Here is a 15,134-nt window from a genome sequence, read left to right as displayed (position 1 = left end):
GGAGGTTTATCAAGGGATGGGAAGTCATTTAAAAAGGCGTCCAAATAGCCTTTGTATTTAGCCTTTGGGCGCCCTTTCCTGTATATTTAAAAAATTATTTTGCATCTTCAGGTAGCCCGTAGGTATCTACCACATAGTCCAAGTCCTTATCGCCCCTACCACTTAAATTGACTAAAATGGAGGATCGTGGATTTTGTTGTGCCAATTTTATGGCATATGCCACGGCATGGGCACTTTCCAACGCAGGGATGATACCTTCCAAGCGACTCAATTCATAAAAGGCCTCTATGGTTTCCTGATCCGAAACAACATCATAGGTTACTTTTTTAAGATCCTTTAGCATGCTGTGTTCGGGACCAACTCCTGGGTAATCCAAACCACTGGCAACGGAATGTACCGCGCCTGGTTCACCTTTATCGTCCTTAAGCATATAACATTTAAATCCATGGATGATTCCTGGACTGCCCAAGGTCATTGTAGCGGCGTGTTCGCCGTATTCCATGGAGCGCCCACCTGGTTCCACACCGTATAAGGCACATTCCGTTTCTTCAAGAAATGAGGAGAATATCCCCATGGCATTGCTTCCCCCACCAACACAGGCTACCACCTTATCAGGTAATTCCCCTGTCATTTCAAAAAACTGCTCTTTGGCCTCTATGCCTACCACCCGCTGAAAATCCCGCACCATCATGGGGAAGGGGTGTGGGCCAACTACCGAACCTATACAGTATATGGTGGATATAGGATCCTTTAAATATGCCTCAAAAGCAGAATCCACAGCTTCTTTTAAGGTTTTTAAACCATGGGAAACAGGTACTACCTTTGCTCCAAGAATTTTCATCCGAACTACATTGGGATGCTCTTTGGCAATATCCACTTCGCCCATATGTATCTCACATTCCAATCCAAAATAGGCGGCTGCAGTTGCCAAGGCAACCCCGTGTTGTCCGGCCCCTGTCTCGGCAATGAGTTTCTTTTTGCCCAAATGTTTTGCCAAAAGCGCCTCACCCATACAATGGTTGAGTTTGTGTGCACCTGTATGGTTTAAATCTTCTCGTTTCAGATATATTCTTCCTCCGTATTTTTCGGATAGCCTGTTGCAATAATAAACTGGCGTTGGTCTGCCTTGATAGTGTTTGCGAATACTCCGGAGTTCAGTAATAAAGTTATGCGATTTACTTATGGCATAATAAGCCTCAGTAATTTTTTTCATTTCCTCTTCCAGAACTGGTGGAATAAAGGATCCACCGTATTCTTTAAAAAAACCATTTTCGTCAGGATAGGTCTTGAAATAATTGTCCGTTAACATATTGGAGAATTTTGTAATTGTTAATAAAGGTATTTGGCTATAGAAAGCGCTTACAATTATAATAAATTTTAGGCCAATACGCCCGTATACGAGATTGGGAATATGGATTTTCCTGGCAATAGTATGTTGTTGGGCATTGGACAATCAGAAACAATGCCTAATTCAAAATCTGGGTTGGGTATTGAAAAAAGGAAGGACCTTGGAGTTAAAGTTACATTTTGCGATTCTTCTTAAGAAAGTCCAGATACTTTTCCACATCCACTTTGGAACCATAGCCGGACAGTGAGGCTACTTCCTTTTCTTCCGTATTGACCAAGCTTATCAATGGAAAAATGCCCTTTTTATTCCATTGGGATAGCAGAGCCTTGTTCTGTTTCATTTCTTCGGCACTAAGAAGTTCTTTCTTTCTGGGTAGGTCCACGTATAAGAGGACATAATCTTTGGCCACTTCCTTAAATTGATGGGTATCGAACAGATCCTTTTTTAGAGCCTTACAGGGCGAGCACCAATCACTGCCTGTGAAATACATAAGTATATTGGAATTGGTTCTTTTTGCAACTTCTTGGGCATTCGCGTAATCGGTCAGCCAACCAGATTCTTTAATATTGGCACTATTATTTTGCGCTTGTACCAGAAATGGAAACAGCAGTAGCAAGAAAAATTTTTTCATGTTTTTGGGTTGTGATTAAAAAAGGCTTTGATCAACTTACAGAAATTTATTTCAAAAATGAATCCATACCGGGAATGTTCGGCATTCCTTCCTTGGCAACTGCTGCCAATTCAGTCTCATTTATGGTTGTGGCCTTTTCTATAGCCTTGTTCAGGGTAAGAATCAAATAATCCTCCAGCTGATCCTTGTCCTCCAATAGACTATCATCTATAGTAATGGATTTAATGGTTCTATTGGCCGTTATACTAATCTTGAGCAAGCTATCCGGAGATTGCTCCTCAAGTATTACGGTATTCATCCTTTCTTTGGTGGCCTTTACTTTTTCTTGGGTTTCCTTCAATTTTCCCAACATGCCCATCATATCTCCAAACATAATTATAGATTTAAAAAGTTCATTGACCAAAATTACTAAAATGATCGGGATTTATTGGAATTAAAGATGACAGTTATTCTTATGCACCCTGTGAGGATAGCATATAATAATGGATAAAGAACACATTTAAAGAGGTCGATTGCATTTAAATATTATTTTTGCGCTTTCTTATTTATATAATATACCACACTCATGCAGCGGGAATCGAAAACACCAAGAGCAAAAAAGATTGAGAAGCGATTAACAAAGCACAATGATGTACGGATCGATGATTACTATTGGCTGAACGAAAGGGAAAATCCGGAAGTCATTGCTTATTTGGAAGAGGAAAATGCTTACTACGAGGCAATGACGTCCCATACCCAGGAGCTTAAGGACAGTCTGTTCCTAGAGATGAAGTCTCGCATAAAGGAGGATGATTCTTCTGTGCCCTACAAGTTTAATGGTTATTGGTATGCTACCCGATATGAGGTAGGTAAGGAGTATCCAATTTTTACCAGAAGGTTTGAAAAAGAGGATGCCGAGGAGGAAATAATGTTCAACTGTAATCTTATGGCGGAGGGGTTCGATTATTTTAACCTGGGAGGCTTGTCCGTAAGCCCCAACAACGAACTTGCGGCCTTTGGTGTGGATACTGTTTCCCGTAGGCAATATACCCTTCAAATAAAAAATTTGCGTACCCAGGAGATTTATACAGATAAAATAGAGAACACCACGGGCAGTGCGGTATGGGCCAATGACAATAAGACCCTGTTCTATACCAAGAAAGATCCTGTTACCCTTAGGTCCAATAATATTTACAGGCACGTATTGGGAACTCCCCCCGAGGAGGATGAACTGGTTTTTCATGAGGAGGATGAAACTTTTACCACCTTTGTTTATAAAACTAAGTCCAAAGAATTTATAGTGATTGGTTCTTCCAGTACACTGACCACTGAATTTCAAATTTTAAGGGCAGACGACCCTAATGGACAGTTTCATGTGTTTTCTAAGAGAATTAGGGGTATGGAGTACTCATTGACCCATTATGAAGACAATTTTTACATCCTCACCAATATGGAAGGGGCAACCAATTTTAAATTGATGACGACCCCTGAAGATAAAACCGAATCTGAAAATTGGGTAGACTTTATTCCGCACAGGGAAGAGGTGTTGCTAGAGGATATTGAAATGTTCAATGATTATTATGTTTTGTCCGAGCGTGAAAATGGCTTAAATAAGTTGAAGATTGTGAGATGGGATAGCGGGGAAAGCTATTATTTGCCCTTTGATAATGAAACATATACGGCCTATGTGGGTACCAATCCCGATTTTGATACCGAAATTTTAAGATATGGATACAACTCCATGACAACACCCAGTTCCATCATAGATTTCAATATGAGGACCAGGGAGAAGGAAATAAAAAAGGAACAAGAGGTATTGGGAGGTAAGTTCTATAAGGAGAACTATATTTCTGAACGAATATGGGCACCTGCCAGGGATGGTAAAAAAGTTCCCATCTCATTGGTCTATCACAAAAATACCAAGTTGGACGGCTCCAGTCCGTTATTGCAATATGCCTACGGTTCCTATGGCCATACTATTGACCCCTATTTTTCAACGGTACGCCTAAGTCTTTTGGACAGAGGATTTGTTTATGCCATAGCACATGTTAGGGGCGGGGAGTATCTAGGCCGTAAATGGTACGAGGAGGGAAGGTTGCTGAATAAAATGAATACGTTTACCGATTTTATTGATTGCTCCAAATTTTTGATTGAAAAAAAATATACCAGTCCGAAACATCTCTATGCTTCAGGAGGTTCTGCAGGCGGACTTTTAATGGGAGCCATTATAAATCTGTGCCCGGAAATATATCACGGGGTAATTGCAGCTGTTCCTTTTGTAGATGTGCTTACGACTATGCTGGACGATACCATCCCATTAACAACAGGGGAATATGATGAATGGGGAAATCCAAACGAAAAGGAGTACTATGACTATATGAAATCCTATTCGCCCTATGACAATGTTACCAAACAATTGCAGCCAAATATGCTCGTTATTACAGGATTTCACGATTCCCAAGTACAATATTTTGAACCTGCCAAGTGGGTAGCTAAACTTAGAGAGTATAAAATGGATACTAATTTACTGTTGTTCAATATCAATATGGATGCTGGTCACGGCGGAGCTTCGGGCCGGTTTGAATCCTTAAGGGAGGTGGCAAAAGAATATGCATTTTTGTTAGATTTGGAGCATAAAATTCAATAATCAAAAAAAAAGACTAATTTTGTCCTATCAGTATTGACATAAATTAAATAGATGTCGATAAGTTCTAAACCTAGAAACTGTTTATGGAACATAAGATAAACGCTTATAACAACCTCCTAGAACTTGTAGGAAACACCCCGTTAATCAAACTAAATAAAATAACTGCCAACTTAGAAGGTAATTTTTACGCTAAGGTGGAAGGTTTTAATCCAGGACATTCTTCTAAAGATCGCATTGCCCTTTATATAATTGAAGAAGCGGAGCGAAGGGGGATATTAAAGAAGGGGAGTACCATAATAGAAACAACTTCGGGAAATACAGGTTTTAGCATTGCCATGATCAGTATCATTAAAGGTTATGAATGCATCTTGGCGGTAAGTTCAAAATCTTCCAAGGATAAAATAGACATGCTGAGGTCTATGGGTGCAAAAGTATATGTATGCCCTGCACACGTTAGTGCTGATGACCCAAGATCCTATTACGAAGTAGCCAAAAGACTGCACGAGGAAACCGTGGGGTCTATTTATATCAATCAATATTTTAATGAATTAAATTCCGAGGCCCATTATAAAAGTACCGGACCTGAAATTTGGAATCAGACCAACGGTCATATTACGCACCTTGTGGCCTGCAGTGGTACCGGAGGTACCATTTCCGGTACCGCCAAATATCTAAAGGAACAAAATCCCAATATTCGGGTAATTGGTGTGGATGCCTATGGTTCCGTTCTTAAGAAATACCATGAGACCGGTGAATTGGATACCAAGGAAATTTATCCATACCGTATTGAAGGTTTAGGTAAAAACTTGATACCTACAGCTACTAACTTTAAGGTAATTGACGAATTTATTAAGGTTACCGATGAAGAAAGTGCCCATACGGCCAGGGAGATTTCCAGGACCGAAGGACTCTTTGTTGGATATACCAGTGGTGCGGTAATGCAGGCCGTAAGGCAATTGGAGGAAATGGGCGAGTTTAATGAAGATAGCAATGTAGTGGTTATTTTTCCAGACCATGGTTCCAGGTATATGAGTAAGATATACAGTGACCAGTGGATGGCCGATCAAGGATTCTTTGATAGTAAGAATGTTGAGGAACCACAAAAAATAGAATTTGTAAAGTAAGGGTTATGCAAAATTTATTATTTAGAAAGCAACGGTTCATAAGTCGTTGCTTTTTATGTATTAAATAAGTTGCATATGCATATTAAAAATATATACTTTTGCAGTAATAATCAATGTAGGCTAGATGAGAGATTTATTTGACAGAATTATCGAAAATAAAGGTCCTTTAGGAAAATGGGCTTCCCAAGCGGAAGGTTATTTTGTGTTTCCAAAATTAGAAGGTCCTATATCCAATAGGATGAAGTTTCAAGGAAAGGAAGTAATTACTTGGAGTATAAATGATTACTTGGGGTTGGCCAATTTACCGGAAGTGAAGAAGGTAGATGGAGAGGCAGCATTGGAGTACGGTGCTGCATTTCCTATGGGAGCAAGGATGATGAGCGGGCATACGGAATTCCACGAGCAATTGGAGCAGGAATTAGCTGCCTTTGTCAAGAAAGAATCGGCCTATTTGTTGAACTTTGGATACCAGGGAATGGTTTCTGCTATTGATGCGCTGGTTTCCAAGGATGATATAATTGTTTACGACGTTGATTCTCATGCCTGTATAATTGATGGGGTGCGTTTGCATATGGGCAAACGTTTTACCTTTAAGCACAATGACATAGAAAGTCTTGAGAAAAACCTTGATAGGGCCGTTAAAATGGCCGAGCAGACGGGAGGAGGCATTTTGGTGATATCCGAAGGTGTTTTTGGTATGCGCGGAGAACAGGGCAAGCTTAAGGAAATTGTGGCTCTTAAGAAGAAATACAAATTTAGATTGTTCGTAGATGATGCACATGGTTTTGGTACTTTGGGAGAAACTGGGGCCGGAGCAGGTGAGGAACAGGGAGTTCAGGATGATATAGATGTTTACTTTGCAACTTTTGCCAAATCTATGGCAGGAATAGGAGCCTTTTTGGCAGCGGATAAAGAGATTATAGAATACCTTAAATACAACTTGCGTTCCCAAATGTTTGCTAAATCATTGCCGATGATTTATGTAAAAGGAGCGTTGAAAAGGTTGGATATGCTTAGAACCCAACCAGAATTAAAGGCAAAACTTTGGGAGAATGTAAATGCCTTGCAGAACGGACTTAAAGAAAGGGGTTTTGATATAGGTACTACCTCTAGCTGTGTAACACCGGTCTATCTTAACGGTAGTATTCCCGAGGCCATGGCATTGGTAAAGGATTTACGGGAAAATTTTGGAATTTTCTGTTCCATTGTGGTTTATCCAGTAATCCCCAAAGGCTTGATTCTTTTGAGAATGATTCCTACGGCCACACATACCTTACAGGATGTATCCGAAACTTTGGAGGCCTTCTCCGTAATACGTGAGCGATTACAGAATGGTACGTACAAAAGGTTGTCTGCGGCAGTAGCGGCAGCGATGGGAGAATAGTTCTTTTTCAACTTTCATAGAAAAAGCCAATTTAGTTTTAAGTTGGCTTTTTTTGATTTTGGATGGTTTGGAAACCTTACAAATTTGGACCGCTTATAGTTCCTTTTTGTAGGTCCTTCGTCTCTTATATATTTTTGGGTCGAAATGTTTCCATATCTGGCGAATGGCGACATTTTCCTCTAATTCTGGAGTCCTAACACATTTTTCAATCCCCTTGGCCTTAAAGGTCTTGTAATATTCATTGAACATTACGGCAGTAACTCCTTTGTTCTGGTATTCTGGTAGAACCCCTATCAAATAAAATATAACTTCTTTGCTATTTTTTTTCGCGCTGAGCAAATGAAATATGCCAAAAGGGAATAATTTCCCCTTCGCTTTCTGTAAGGCTTTGGAAAATGAAGGCATTACTATTCCAAATGCTATTAATTTGTCATCCTTATCCAATATGAATTTGATGTACTCGGGATTTATAAAACTGATGTATTTTTTCTTGAAGTATTCTTTTTGGATATCGGTGATACGGACAAAGGAAGAAAGGGAGGAGTAAGTCTCGTTAAAAAGATCGAACATCTTATCTGCCCAGGGCATTACCTCCTTGGTTTTAGTAAAGTTTAATTCCTTTACACCATATCGTTTTCGGACCAGTTCGTTTGCCTTCTGAAAGAATTTGGGCTCCGCATTGCTAAAGGGGAATTTATTTTCCATGTACTCCTTTTCCTTTACAAACCCAAAGCGTTCAAAATGATTTACATAATATGGATGGTTGTACCAGGTAATCATGGTGCCTTTCTCATCAAACCCTTCAGTTAGTACGCCTACCTTGTCCAGATTGGAAAAACCTACAGGTCCTTCCATGTATGATAACTTATGTTCCTTTCCTATTTCGGCCACCTTATTGAACAGTGCCTCCGTAACTTCAAAGTCGTCCACAAAATCGAACCAACCAAAGCGCATTTTTTTTACCTGCTGCTGGTTCACTTCCAATCTGTTGATAATGGCTGCAACCCTGCCCACAATTTTATTGTCCCTATATGCTAGATAAAACCAAGCATCGGCATCCTTAAAAACAGGATTTTTACTTTTGTCAAAAGACTCCAGTTCATCATTTATAATAGGGGGTACCCAATAAGGGGAACCTTTGTAGAGTGAAAATGGAAATTTTACGAAATCTTTAAGTTCCGATTTTGTTTTTGCTTCTTTCAGAGTAACCATACCATAGTTCTTGTATGGTTCAATATTAGCAATATTAATCTATAGGAAAAAGGACAAAAGTTATTTTGTTAGAAATCAATTTCAGAATCGTCCCTATTCCTTTCTTTTTTCTTTAGTTTCCGAAGTTGTTTTTTGGTAGGTCCCAAATCAATATCCTCTGCGCCGGTACCCTTGTTTTTCCCTTTTTTCTTTTTCTTCATGGCGTTTTTGTTGATAGGCCCGCCATTTTCTCCGGCCTTTTGATCTTCAATGGCCTTTACCTTGTCCCTATGCATGTCTATCCTATAGGAGAATCCCATTGAGGCAAAGATCCTACTGGGTGTATTCTTAAAACTTGCGCCCAAATTCATGTCCACCTGCATATTCTCACCTAACAAATGGGCCACACCACCCCTTAAGAGTACATCTGCGTACCGGTCACTTTTTATTCCTTGGTTTTCCACAAAGACACTCCATTTTGGGTCTCTAAAGGCGTGGGATAAGGATACTGTGTAGTTCCATTCCGGGAAATCCGTTCCCAATCTATCATAGGCAATATTGGAAATAAGCACAAATCTTGGGGTAAGCCTACTTTGTGTTGCAAGCATTACCCTTGGCGAGACCGTGGGGTCACCTCGGTAAAAAGGATTGTCTCCCAATACAAAATTGGCACCTGCGTAGACCGATACGGCCGGGATTAGATTTTTTAGCTTAAATCCGTAGTTGGCCTTCCAGCTATAAAGATTGGGCTTGTTATTTTCGGGATTCTTGAAAGGATCGTAAACCAAAAATTTTAAACCTATTCTGTTTCTGGAAAAATCGGTGTTCGTAATTTCTACCCCTGTGTTGGTATATGTTTTATTTTGATTGTCGAAAGTACCTTCATAATTCAGTTCCAAGGTTTCGAAAAGTAGGCCATAACGCAATGACAGATCGGCTCCAAAAATATTGGATTCGGTAGCTAGCTTTGAGTGGTCCTGTTGTTCATAAGCAACGCCAAACTCGGCCTGTAAAACATTGGTGCCAATGGCATATGCACTTACAGATAGTCCAGGTCTATTGGAGTTGATGACATCGGTGTATTGTGAAAATGAGACCAATGGAATGGTGAAAATTCCAAATATTAGTATTTTCAAAAGGCGTTTCTTGGAAACAATATACTCCATAGGTACTATTTTATTATTATTTTAAGACTTTTGCACTATTAATACAACGTTAGAATTGTACTTTTGATATAAAATTTGTCAACTTATTATGGGTTTTTTAAAAACGATACTAATTGTACTCTTAGTATACTATTTGCTTAAAATTCTGGCCAAATGGTTTGCTCCTAAATTGTTTAGGTATGCCGCAAGGAAGACCGAAGATCATTTTAAGGAAAGGTTTGAAGGTTTTGCAGGTCGGCAACCTCAAGATGAAGAACAAATTGGCGACGTTATAATTGATAAAAAAACGACCAAGAAAAAGAACAGCTCAAAAAATGTTGGAGAATACATAGATTTTGAGGAAATTGAATAACCTTTTACCATAACCAAACATGAGAAACGGTCTAAGAGCCTTTTTTATCCATTTTTTTGTAACGGTATTTTTTATAATTGCAGCGCTGGCCTATTTCCATCCCGTACTTCAAGGGAAGGTAATACAGCAATCCGATATTGTCCAATTTACTGGAATGGCCAAGGAGCAAAATGATTTCCGAAAGAAAACGGGAGAGGAGCCGTATTGGACCAATAGTGCTTTTGGTGGAATGCCCACTTATCAATTGGGAGCCTATTACCCCCATGATTATGTAAAAAAGTTGGATCGGATCATCCGGTTTTTACCTAGGCCCGCAGATTACCTTTTTATATACCTTATCGGTTTTTATATTTTGTTATGTTGTCTCAAGGTAGATTACAAGTTGGCGGTGTTGGGAGCATTGGCTTTTGGTTTCTCCACGTATATGATCATTATATTGGGGGTAGGCCATAATGCAAAGGCACATGCCATTGGCTATATGCCCATGCTTTTAGGGGGCATAATTTTGGTGTTCAGGAAGAAATACCTTTGGGGATTTCTCTTAACGGCCTTAGCTATGGCCTTGGAAGTAGGTGCCAACCATTACCAGATGACCTACTATTTTATGTTGTTGGTGCTTATTCTTGGAACAGTTTATTTAGTGGACGCCATTAAGAAAAAAAAATTGAAACATTTTGGTGTTTCGGTGGCAATTCTAGTATTGGCGGTGTTATTGGGCATCGCTGCAAATGCCACTAGTCTATTGGCTACCAAGGAATATGCGGATTGGAGTACAAGGGGAAAATCGGACCTTACCATAACGGCTAATGGCGAGCCTAAAGAAAGCGGTTCAGGTCTGGACCGGGAGTATATTACGCAATATAGCTACGGTATTGTGGAATCCTTCAATTTGTTTGTTCCCAGACTTTTCGGGGGATCAGGCGGGGAGGATCTGGGAGCCGACTCCAAAACCTATACCTTTTTGACCGAGAACGGAATATCCAGATCCAAGGCATTGGATTTTACCAGTGCGTTGCCACTTTATTGGGGAGACCAACCTATCGTTGCTGCCCCTGCCTATATCGGGGCCGTAGTGTTCTTTCTTTTTGTATTGGGGCTATTTTTGGTCAAGGGAAAAGCAAAATGGTGGCTTCTGGGAGGTACTATAATGGCACTTCTTCTTTCGTGGGGCAAAAATTTTGGTCTCCTTACGGATGTAATGATCGATTATTTTCCGTTATACAATAAATTCAGGGCGGTGTCATCCATTCAGGTCATTCTGGAACTCTGTGCTCCTGTTTTGGCCATCCTTGCCTTGGTACAACTTTTTGATCCCAAGAAGGATACTTCCAAGAAACTTAAGGACCTAAAATTAACGCTATTCATTACTTTGGGAATCGGAGTCCTTCTTTTTCTGGTCAAAGGAATGTTCAGTTTTACCGGACAGAGCGATGAAACCTACCGCCAGTATTATGGGGATGACATTGTCTCCTTAATTGTGGCCGATAGGAAGGCGGTTTACAATGCGGATATTTTTAGGTCACTGATCTATGTTGCCCTGGCAGCACTTGTTATTTGGTTCTATTTAAAGAATAAATTAAAACAGAATTTGGTGATTGTTCTGTTGGGAGTGCTGGTAATGTTCGATTTGGTTGGGGTAGCAAAGCGCTATGTAAATGAAGACGATTTTGTGGCGCAACGAAGAATGTTGGAACCCTTTCAGGAAACAGATATGGACAGGCAGATTGCCAAGGACACTACAGTTTTTAGGGTGTACGACCCTTCAGAGATAGGAGGGGGAGGCCGTACCGCCTATTTTCACCAATCCATTTGGGGCTACCACGCTGCTAAACCGGCGGGGATCCAGGAATTGTTCGATTTTCACATATCCAAGAATAACGTCAGGGTTTTGAGTATGCTCAATGTAAAATATGTGGTACAGCAAGATGAAGAGGGCAGGAATTATCCAGCGTTAAATCCAGATGCCAACGGCAATGCCTGGTTTATTGATGAATTGGTGCCGGTCTATAATGCCAATGATGAAATAATGGCTTTGAATACTTTGGATGTAAAGTATAAAGCGGTTTTTAACAAGTCGAAGTTTGAAAACATAAAGGAACTCAATTATAAGACCGACTCTACGGCAAGTATAAAGCTTACCCAATATAGACCTAACCATTTAACCTATAGTTCCAATAATGTCAACCCTGGAATTGCCGTATTTTCCGAAATGTACTATCCACATGGTTGGAATGCTTATATAGACGGCAAGTTAAAGGAACATTTTAAGGTGAATTATGTTTTAAGGGCCTTGGAGGTACCGGCAGGAAATCACAAAATTGAGTTTAAGTTTGAGCCTAGCCTTATCAGGGTTGGAGCCAATATAACTATGGCAAGTTCCATAATCTTGGTACTGGTATTTCTTTTTGGAATTGGCCATGCCTTTTGGAGTTCTAGAAAAAAACCAACAGCTTAATGCACAAGGTACTCATCATCACGTATTATTGGCCTCCGGCAGGTGGACCTGGAGTACAGCGATGGTTGAAGTTTGTGAAATACCTTAGGGATTATGATATAGAACCTATTGTATATATTCCGGAAAACCCCAATTATCCCATAATAGACGAATCTTTAGTGGATGAAGTACCGGCAGGTGTAAAAATATATAAAAAGCCCATTTATGAACCTTATGGCTTTGCCCGAATATTTTCCAAAAAAAAGACCAAAAAGATCAGCGCTGGAATAATCAATTCCAAAAATCAATCTGTTGTAGAAAAAGTGATGTTGTGGATAAGGGGAAATTTGTTTATTCCCGATGCCAGAAAATTTTGGATAAAACCTTCGGTTGATTTTTTGGTAGATGTCATTGAAAAGGAAAATATAAGAACCGTAATAACTACCGGTCCCCCACATAGTCTTCATCTTATTGGTCTTGAACTAAAAAAACGCACCAAAATTAGGTGGATAACGGACTTTAGGGATCCATGGACTTCGATCGGCTATCATAAAAAATTGAAACTGACCAAGGCTTCCCAAACAAAACACAAACAGCTGGAGAAATTAGTGCTTAATGAAGCCGATAAAATAATAGTTACCAGTAAGACTACAAAACAGGAGTTTTCCCAAATAACCCAAAAACCAATTACGGTTATTACCAATGGGTATGATACAACTCTGGGCAATTCTGTGGCTTTGGACGTTGATTTTACCATTTCACATATTGGATCCCTGTTAACGGGAAGAAATCCTATTAGTCTTTGGAAAGCGCTATCGGAATTAATTCAGGAATACCCTGATTTTAAAAAATGCTTCAAATTGCAATTGGCAGGCGTTATTAGTTCGGACGTTTTGGAAAGTATCTATTTTTATGGTCTTCAATCCTTTACCAAATTATTGGGCTATGTTTCGCACGATGATGCACTCCATTATCAAAGAAAGTCGCAAGTGCTGTTGTTAATAGAAATAGATTCTGAAGAGACCCAGGGTATTATTCCGGGAAAGGTGTTTGAGTATATGGCCTCAAAAAGACCTATCCTGGGCGTTGGCCCATCCAATTGGGAGGTAGGGGATCTTATTGCCGAATCCAATACAGGTAAGACCTATACATATGCACAGCTGGGCGAGTTAAAAACTACATTGCTGCAATGGTTTCAAGAGTATAAAAAAGAGGAATTGGTTTTGCCTTTGGCAGAGGTTGAACAATATCACAGAAGGGAATTAACGGCAAAGTTATCCAAGTTTTTAGCATGGGAATAGTCTTAAAACAATCATTGAACAATACTTTGATTACTTATGGTGGCTTTGCCATAGGGGCCTTAAACCTGCTCTTTCTATATACGCGGTTTTTATCGGATGAATATTTTGGTTTGGTCAATGTTATACTGTCCGCATCATCCGTTCTAATGCCAATATTGGCATTTGGTATTCCGAATGCCATGATCAAATATTATTCAGGTATCCAGGATCTTAACGGGAAGGATGGTTTTTTGACCCTAATGGTCTTCTTGCCACTTATACTTATTGTACCTATTGGAGCTATTTCTTATCTGGCGAATGAGACTATTGGTGATTTCCTGTCCAAGGAAAACCCAATAGTAAAAGGGTACGTTTGGCATATATTTATCATTGGTGTGGCAATGGCCTATTTTGAAGTGTTTTACGCTTGGGCAAAGGTTCAGATGAAGTCGGTTTTTGGGAACTTTATGAAGGAAGTATTTAGTAGGATAGTGATTACCTTTCTGCTTTTGTTGGTTTATTGGGACTTTATTTCGGTCTTGACATTTCTAAATGCCATGGTTGGGATGTATATCCTTAGGACACTTATAATGCAGGTCTATGCCTTAAAATCGCTTCGATTAAAGTTGAATTTTAGCTTTCCTGCCAACACCCGGGAAATTATTAATTATAGTACCCTAATTATTTTGGGCGGATCTGCGGCAATAGTTTTGTTGGAGGTAGACAAGGTGATGATCAATCAATTTATAGAAATTAAAAATGTGGCCTATTATAGTGTTGCCGGATATATAGCAACCGTCATTGCTGTGCCGTCCAGGTCCATGCACAATATAACCTACCCCTTAACCGCGGAAATTCTTCATAAAAAGGATGTCAAGGCTCTAAAAACATTATATCAAAAGAGCTCGCTAACATTGTTAATTGTATCCGGGCTCATATTTATTTTGATTATTCTCAATCTTAATGACCTGTACAACTTGTTGCCCGACTCTTATCGTGGCGGATATGTCATTGTTTTCATCATTGGGTTTGCCAGAGTGTATGATGCCCTCTTGGGCAATAACAATGCAATAATGTACAATTCGGATTTTTATAGGGCATTGCTCCTTATGGGGGTTGCTTTGGCCATTTTAACCATTTTATTGAACCTATGGCTGATTCCAAAATATGGTTTGGATGGTGCGGCCATAGCTAGTTTTATGGCTTTTTTTATATACAATACTATAAAATTGGGGTTCGTTAAATTGAAATTTGGGATTCAACCCATTACAAAAGAGACCTTTAAGGTTGTATTTCTTCTATTGGTATTATCGATCATTTTTTACTTTGTTTCTTTTCCATTCCACCCTGTGCTTAATATCGGCCTAAAAAGTATATTGATTCTGCTTTGTTATATTTTTGTTTTATATCGCTTTAAAATATCAGCAGATGTATCTGGGGCCATCTCATTTTATTTGGGAAAGTTGGGATTAAAAAGATAGGACCATATAGTTTGTCGCTAAACTTGTGAAATGGTTTTGGAAGGTAACTATTTCCATATTGGGCAGGACCAATTGGGATCAATCCCAAAAGTTGTGTGTGAATTACAAAATGATATG

General features: G+C 39.5%; 12 protein-coding genes. 7 read left to right on the top strand and 5 right to left on the bottom strand.

Annotation, left to right across the window (positions count from 1 at the left end; genetic code table 11):
• Positions 1-94: 94 nt before the first annotated feature.
• The 3 genes from trpB to B9Y87_RS08865 all read right to left on the bottom strand — a co-directional run bounded on the left by trpB (position 95) and on the right by B9Y87_RS08865 (position 2,352).
• Positions 95-1,309 carry a tryptophan synthase subunit beta gene (trpB, locus tag B9Y87_RS08875; RefSeq protein ID WP_085498491.1) on the bottom strand — a complete coding sequence of 405 codons (1,215 nt, stop codon included), beginning with the start codon at positions 1,307-1,309 and terminating at the stop codon, positions 95-97.
• A 211-nt stretch (positions 1,310-1,520) separates the two neighbouring features.
• Positions 1,521-1,979 (bottom strand): thioredoxin family protein, encoded by a 459-nt coding sequence (locus B9Y87_RS08870; protein ID WP_085498196.1) that lies wholly within the window; start codon positions 1,977-1,979, stop codon positions 1,521-1,523.
• A gap of 46 nt (positions 1,980-2,025) precedes the next feature.
• The gene (locus tag B9Y87_RS08865; RefSeq protein WP_085498195.1) at positions 2,026-2,352 is read right to left on the bottom strand and encodes a YbaB/EbfC family nucleoid-associated protein; all 327 of its coding nucleotides are present in this window, start codon (positions 2,350-2,352) and stop codon (positions 2,026-2,028) included.
• Between the two features lie 192 nt (positions 2,353-2,544).
• Between B9Y87_RS08865 and B9Y87_RS08860 the strand changes: the two genes are divergently transcribed.
• The 3 genes from B9Y87_RS08860 to B9Y87_RS08850 all read left to right on the top strand — a co-directional run bounded on the left by B9Y87_RS08860 (position 2,545) and on the right by B9Y87_RS08850 (position 7,113).
• Positions 2,545-4,605, top strand: a complete 2,061-nt coding sequence (locus tag B9Y87_RS08860; protein WP_085498193.1) for a S9 family peptidase — start codon at positions 2,545-2,547, stop codon at positions 4,603-4,605.
• 83 nt (positions 4,606-4,688) lie between these two features.
• The gene (locus tag B9Y87_RS08855; protein ID WP_085498191.1) at positions 4,689-5,729 is read left to right on the top strand and encodes a cysteate synthase; all 1,041 of its coding nucleotides are present in this window, start codon (positions 4,689-4,691) and stop codon (positions 5,727-5,729) included.
• Between the two features lie 124 nt (positions 5,730-5,853).
• On the top strand, positions 5,854-7,113 hold the full coding sequence (locus tag B9Y87_RS08850; protein WP_085498190.1) for a cysteate-C-fatty acyltransferase: 1,260 nt from the start codon (positions 5,854-5,856) through the stop codon (positions 7,111-7,113).
• 93 nt (positions 7,114-7,206) lie between these two features.
• On the opposite strand, the gene B9Y87_RS08845 is transcribed toward B9Y87_RS08850, so the two are convergent.
• On the bottom strand, positions 7,207-8,325 hold the full coding sequence (locus tag B9Y87_RS08845) for a GTP cyclohydrolase (RefSeq protein WP_085498188.1): 1,119 nt from the start codon (positions 8,323-8,325) through the stop codon (positions 7,207-7,209).
• A 68-nt stretch (positions 8,326-8,393) separates the two neighbouring features.
• The gene (locus B9Y87_RS08840) at positions 8,394-9,470 is read right to left on the bottom strand and encodes a transporter (RefSeq protein WP_085498186.1); all 1,077 of its coding nucleotides are present in this window, start codon (positions 9,468-9,470) and stop codon (positions 8,394-8,396) included.
• Positions 9,471-9,558: 88 nt separating this feature from the next.
• On the opposite strand from B9Y87_RS08840, the gene B9Y87_RS08835 reads away from it, so the two are divergent.
• Genes B9Y87_RS08835 through B9Y87_RS08820 form a run of 4 tightly spaced genes read left to right on the top strand, consistent with a single transcriptional unit; the run spans position 9,559 to position 15,017 of the window.
• Positions 9,559-9,822, top strand: coding sequence for a DUF4834 family protein (locus tag B9Y87_RS08835; RefSeq protein WP_085498184.1), 264 nt, complete (start codon positions 9,559-9,561; stop codon positions 9,820-9,822).
• 19 nt (positions 9,823-9,841) lie between these two features.
• Positions 9,842-12,277 carry a YfhO family protein gene (locus B9Y87_RS08830; protein WP_085498181.1) on the top strand — a complete coding sequence of 812 codons (2,436 nt, stop codon included), beginning with the start codon at positions 9,842-9,844 and terminating at the stop codon, positions 12,275-12,277.
• Positions 12,277-13,557, top strand: coding sequence for a glycosyltransferase family 4 protein (locus B9Y87_RS08825; protein ID WP_085498180.1), 1,281 nt, complete (start codon positions 12,277-12,279; stop codon positions 13,555-13,557). The genes B9Y87_RS08830 and B9Y87_RS08825 overlap by 1 nt, the downstream gene beginning before the upstream one ends.
• Positions 13,548-15,017 carry an oligosaccharide flippase family protein gene (locus B9Y87_RS08820; RefSeq protein ID WP_085498178.1) on the top strand — a complete coding sequence of 490 codons (1,470 nt, stop codon included), beginning with the start codon at positions 13,548-13,550 and terminating at the stop codon, positions 15,015-15,017. The genes B9Y87_RS08825 and B9Y87_RS08820 overlap by 10 nt, the downstream gene beginning before the upstream one ends.
• Positions 15,018-15,134 lie beyond the last annotated feature (117 nt).

The organism is Arenibacter troitsensis, assembly GCF_900177645.1.
In the GTDB taxonomy this organism is placed as follows: Bacteria; Bacteroidota; Bacteroidia; order Flavobacteriales; family Flavobacteriaceae; genus Arenibacter; species Arenibacter troitsensis.
This window is presented reverse-complemented; position numbering and strand designations above follow the sequence as displayed.

Bases quoted from the DNA above. Each gene is read 5' to 3' on its own strand.
- trpB (WP_085498491.1), bottom strand. From the start codon at position 1,309: ATGTTAACGGACAATTATTTCAAGACCTATCCTGACGAAAATGGTTTT.
- B9Y87_RS08870 (WP_085498196.1), bottom strand. From the start codon at position 1,979: ATGAAAAAATTTTTCTTGCTACTGCTGTTTCCATTTCTGGTACAAGCG.
- B9Y87_RS08865 (WP_085498195.1), bottom strand. From the start codon at position 2,352: ATGTTTGGAGATATGATGGGCATGTTGGGAAAATTGAAGGAAACCCAA.
- B9Y87_RS08860 (WP_085498193.1), top strand. From the start codon at position 2,545: ATGCAGCGGGAATCGAAAACACCAAGAGCAAAAAAGATTGAGAAGCGA.
- B9Y87_RS08855 (WP_085498191.1), top strand. From the start codon at position 4,689: ATGGAACATAAGATAAACGCTTATAACAACCTCCTAGAACTTGTAGGA.
- B9Y87_RS08850 (WP_085498190.1), top strand. From the start codon at position 5,854: ATGAGAGATTTATTTGACAGAATTATCGAAAATAAAGGTCCTTTAGGA.
- B9Y87_RS08845 (WP_085498188.1), bottom strand. From the start codon at position 8,325: ATGGTTACTCTGAAAGAAGCAAAAACAAAATCGGAACTTAAAGATTTC.
- B9Y87_RS08840 (WP_085498186.1), bottom strand. From the start codon at position 9,470: ATGGAGTATATTGTTTCCAAGAAACGCCTTTTGAAAATACTAATATTT.
- B9Y87_RS08835 (WP_085498184.1), top strand. From the start codon at position 9,559: ATGGGTTTTTTAAAAACGATACTAATTGTACTCTTAGTATACTATTTG.
- B9Y87_RS08830 (WP_085498181.1), top strand. From the start codon at position 9,842: ATGAGAAACGGTCTAAGAGCCTTTTTTATCCATTTTTTTGTAACGGTA.
- B9Y87_RS08825 (WP_085498180.1), top strand. From the start codon at position 12,277: ATGCACAAGGTACTCATCATCACGTATTATTGGCCTCCGGCAGGTGGA.
- B9Y87_RS08820 (WP_085498178.1), top strand. From the start codon at position 13,548: ATGGGAATAGTCTTAAAACAATCATTGAACAATACTTTGATTACTTAT.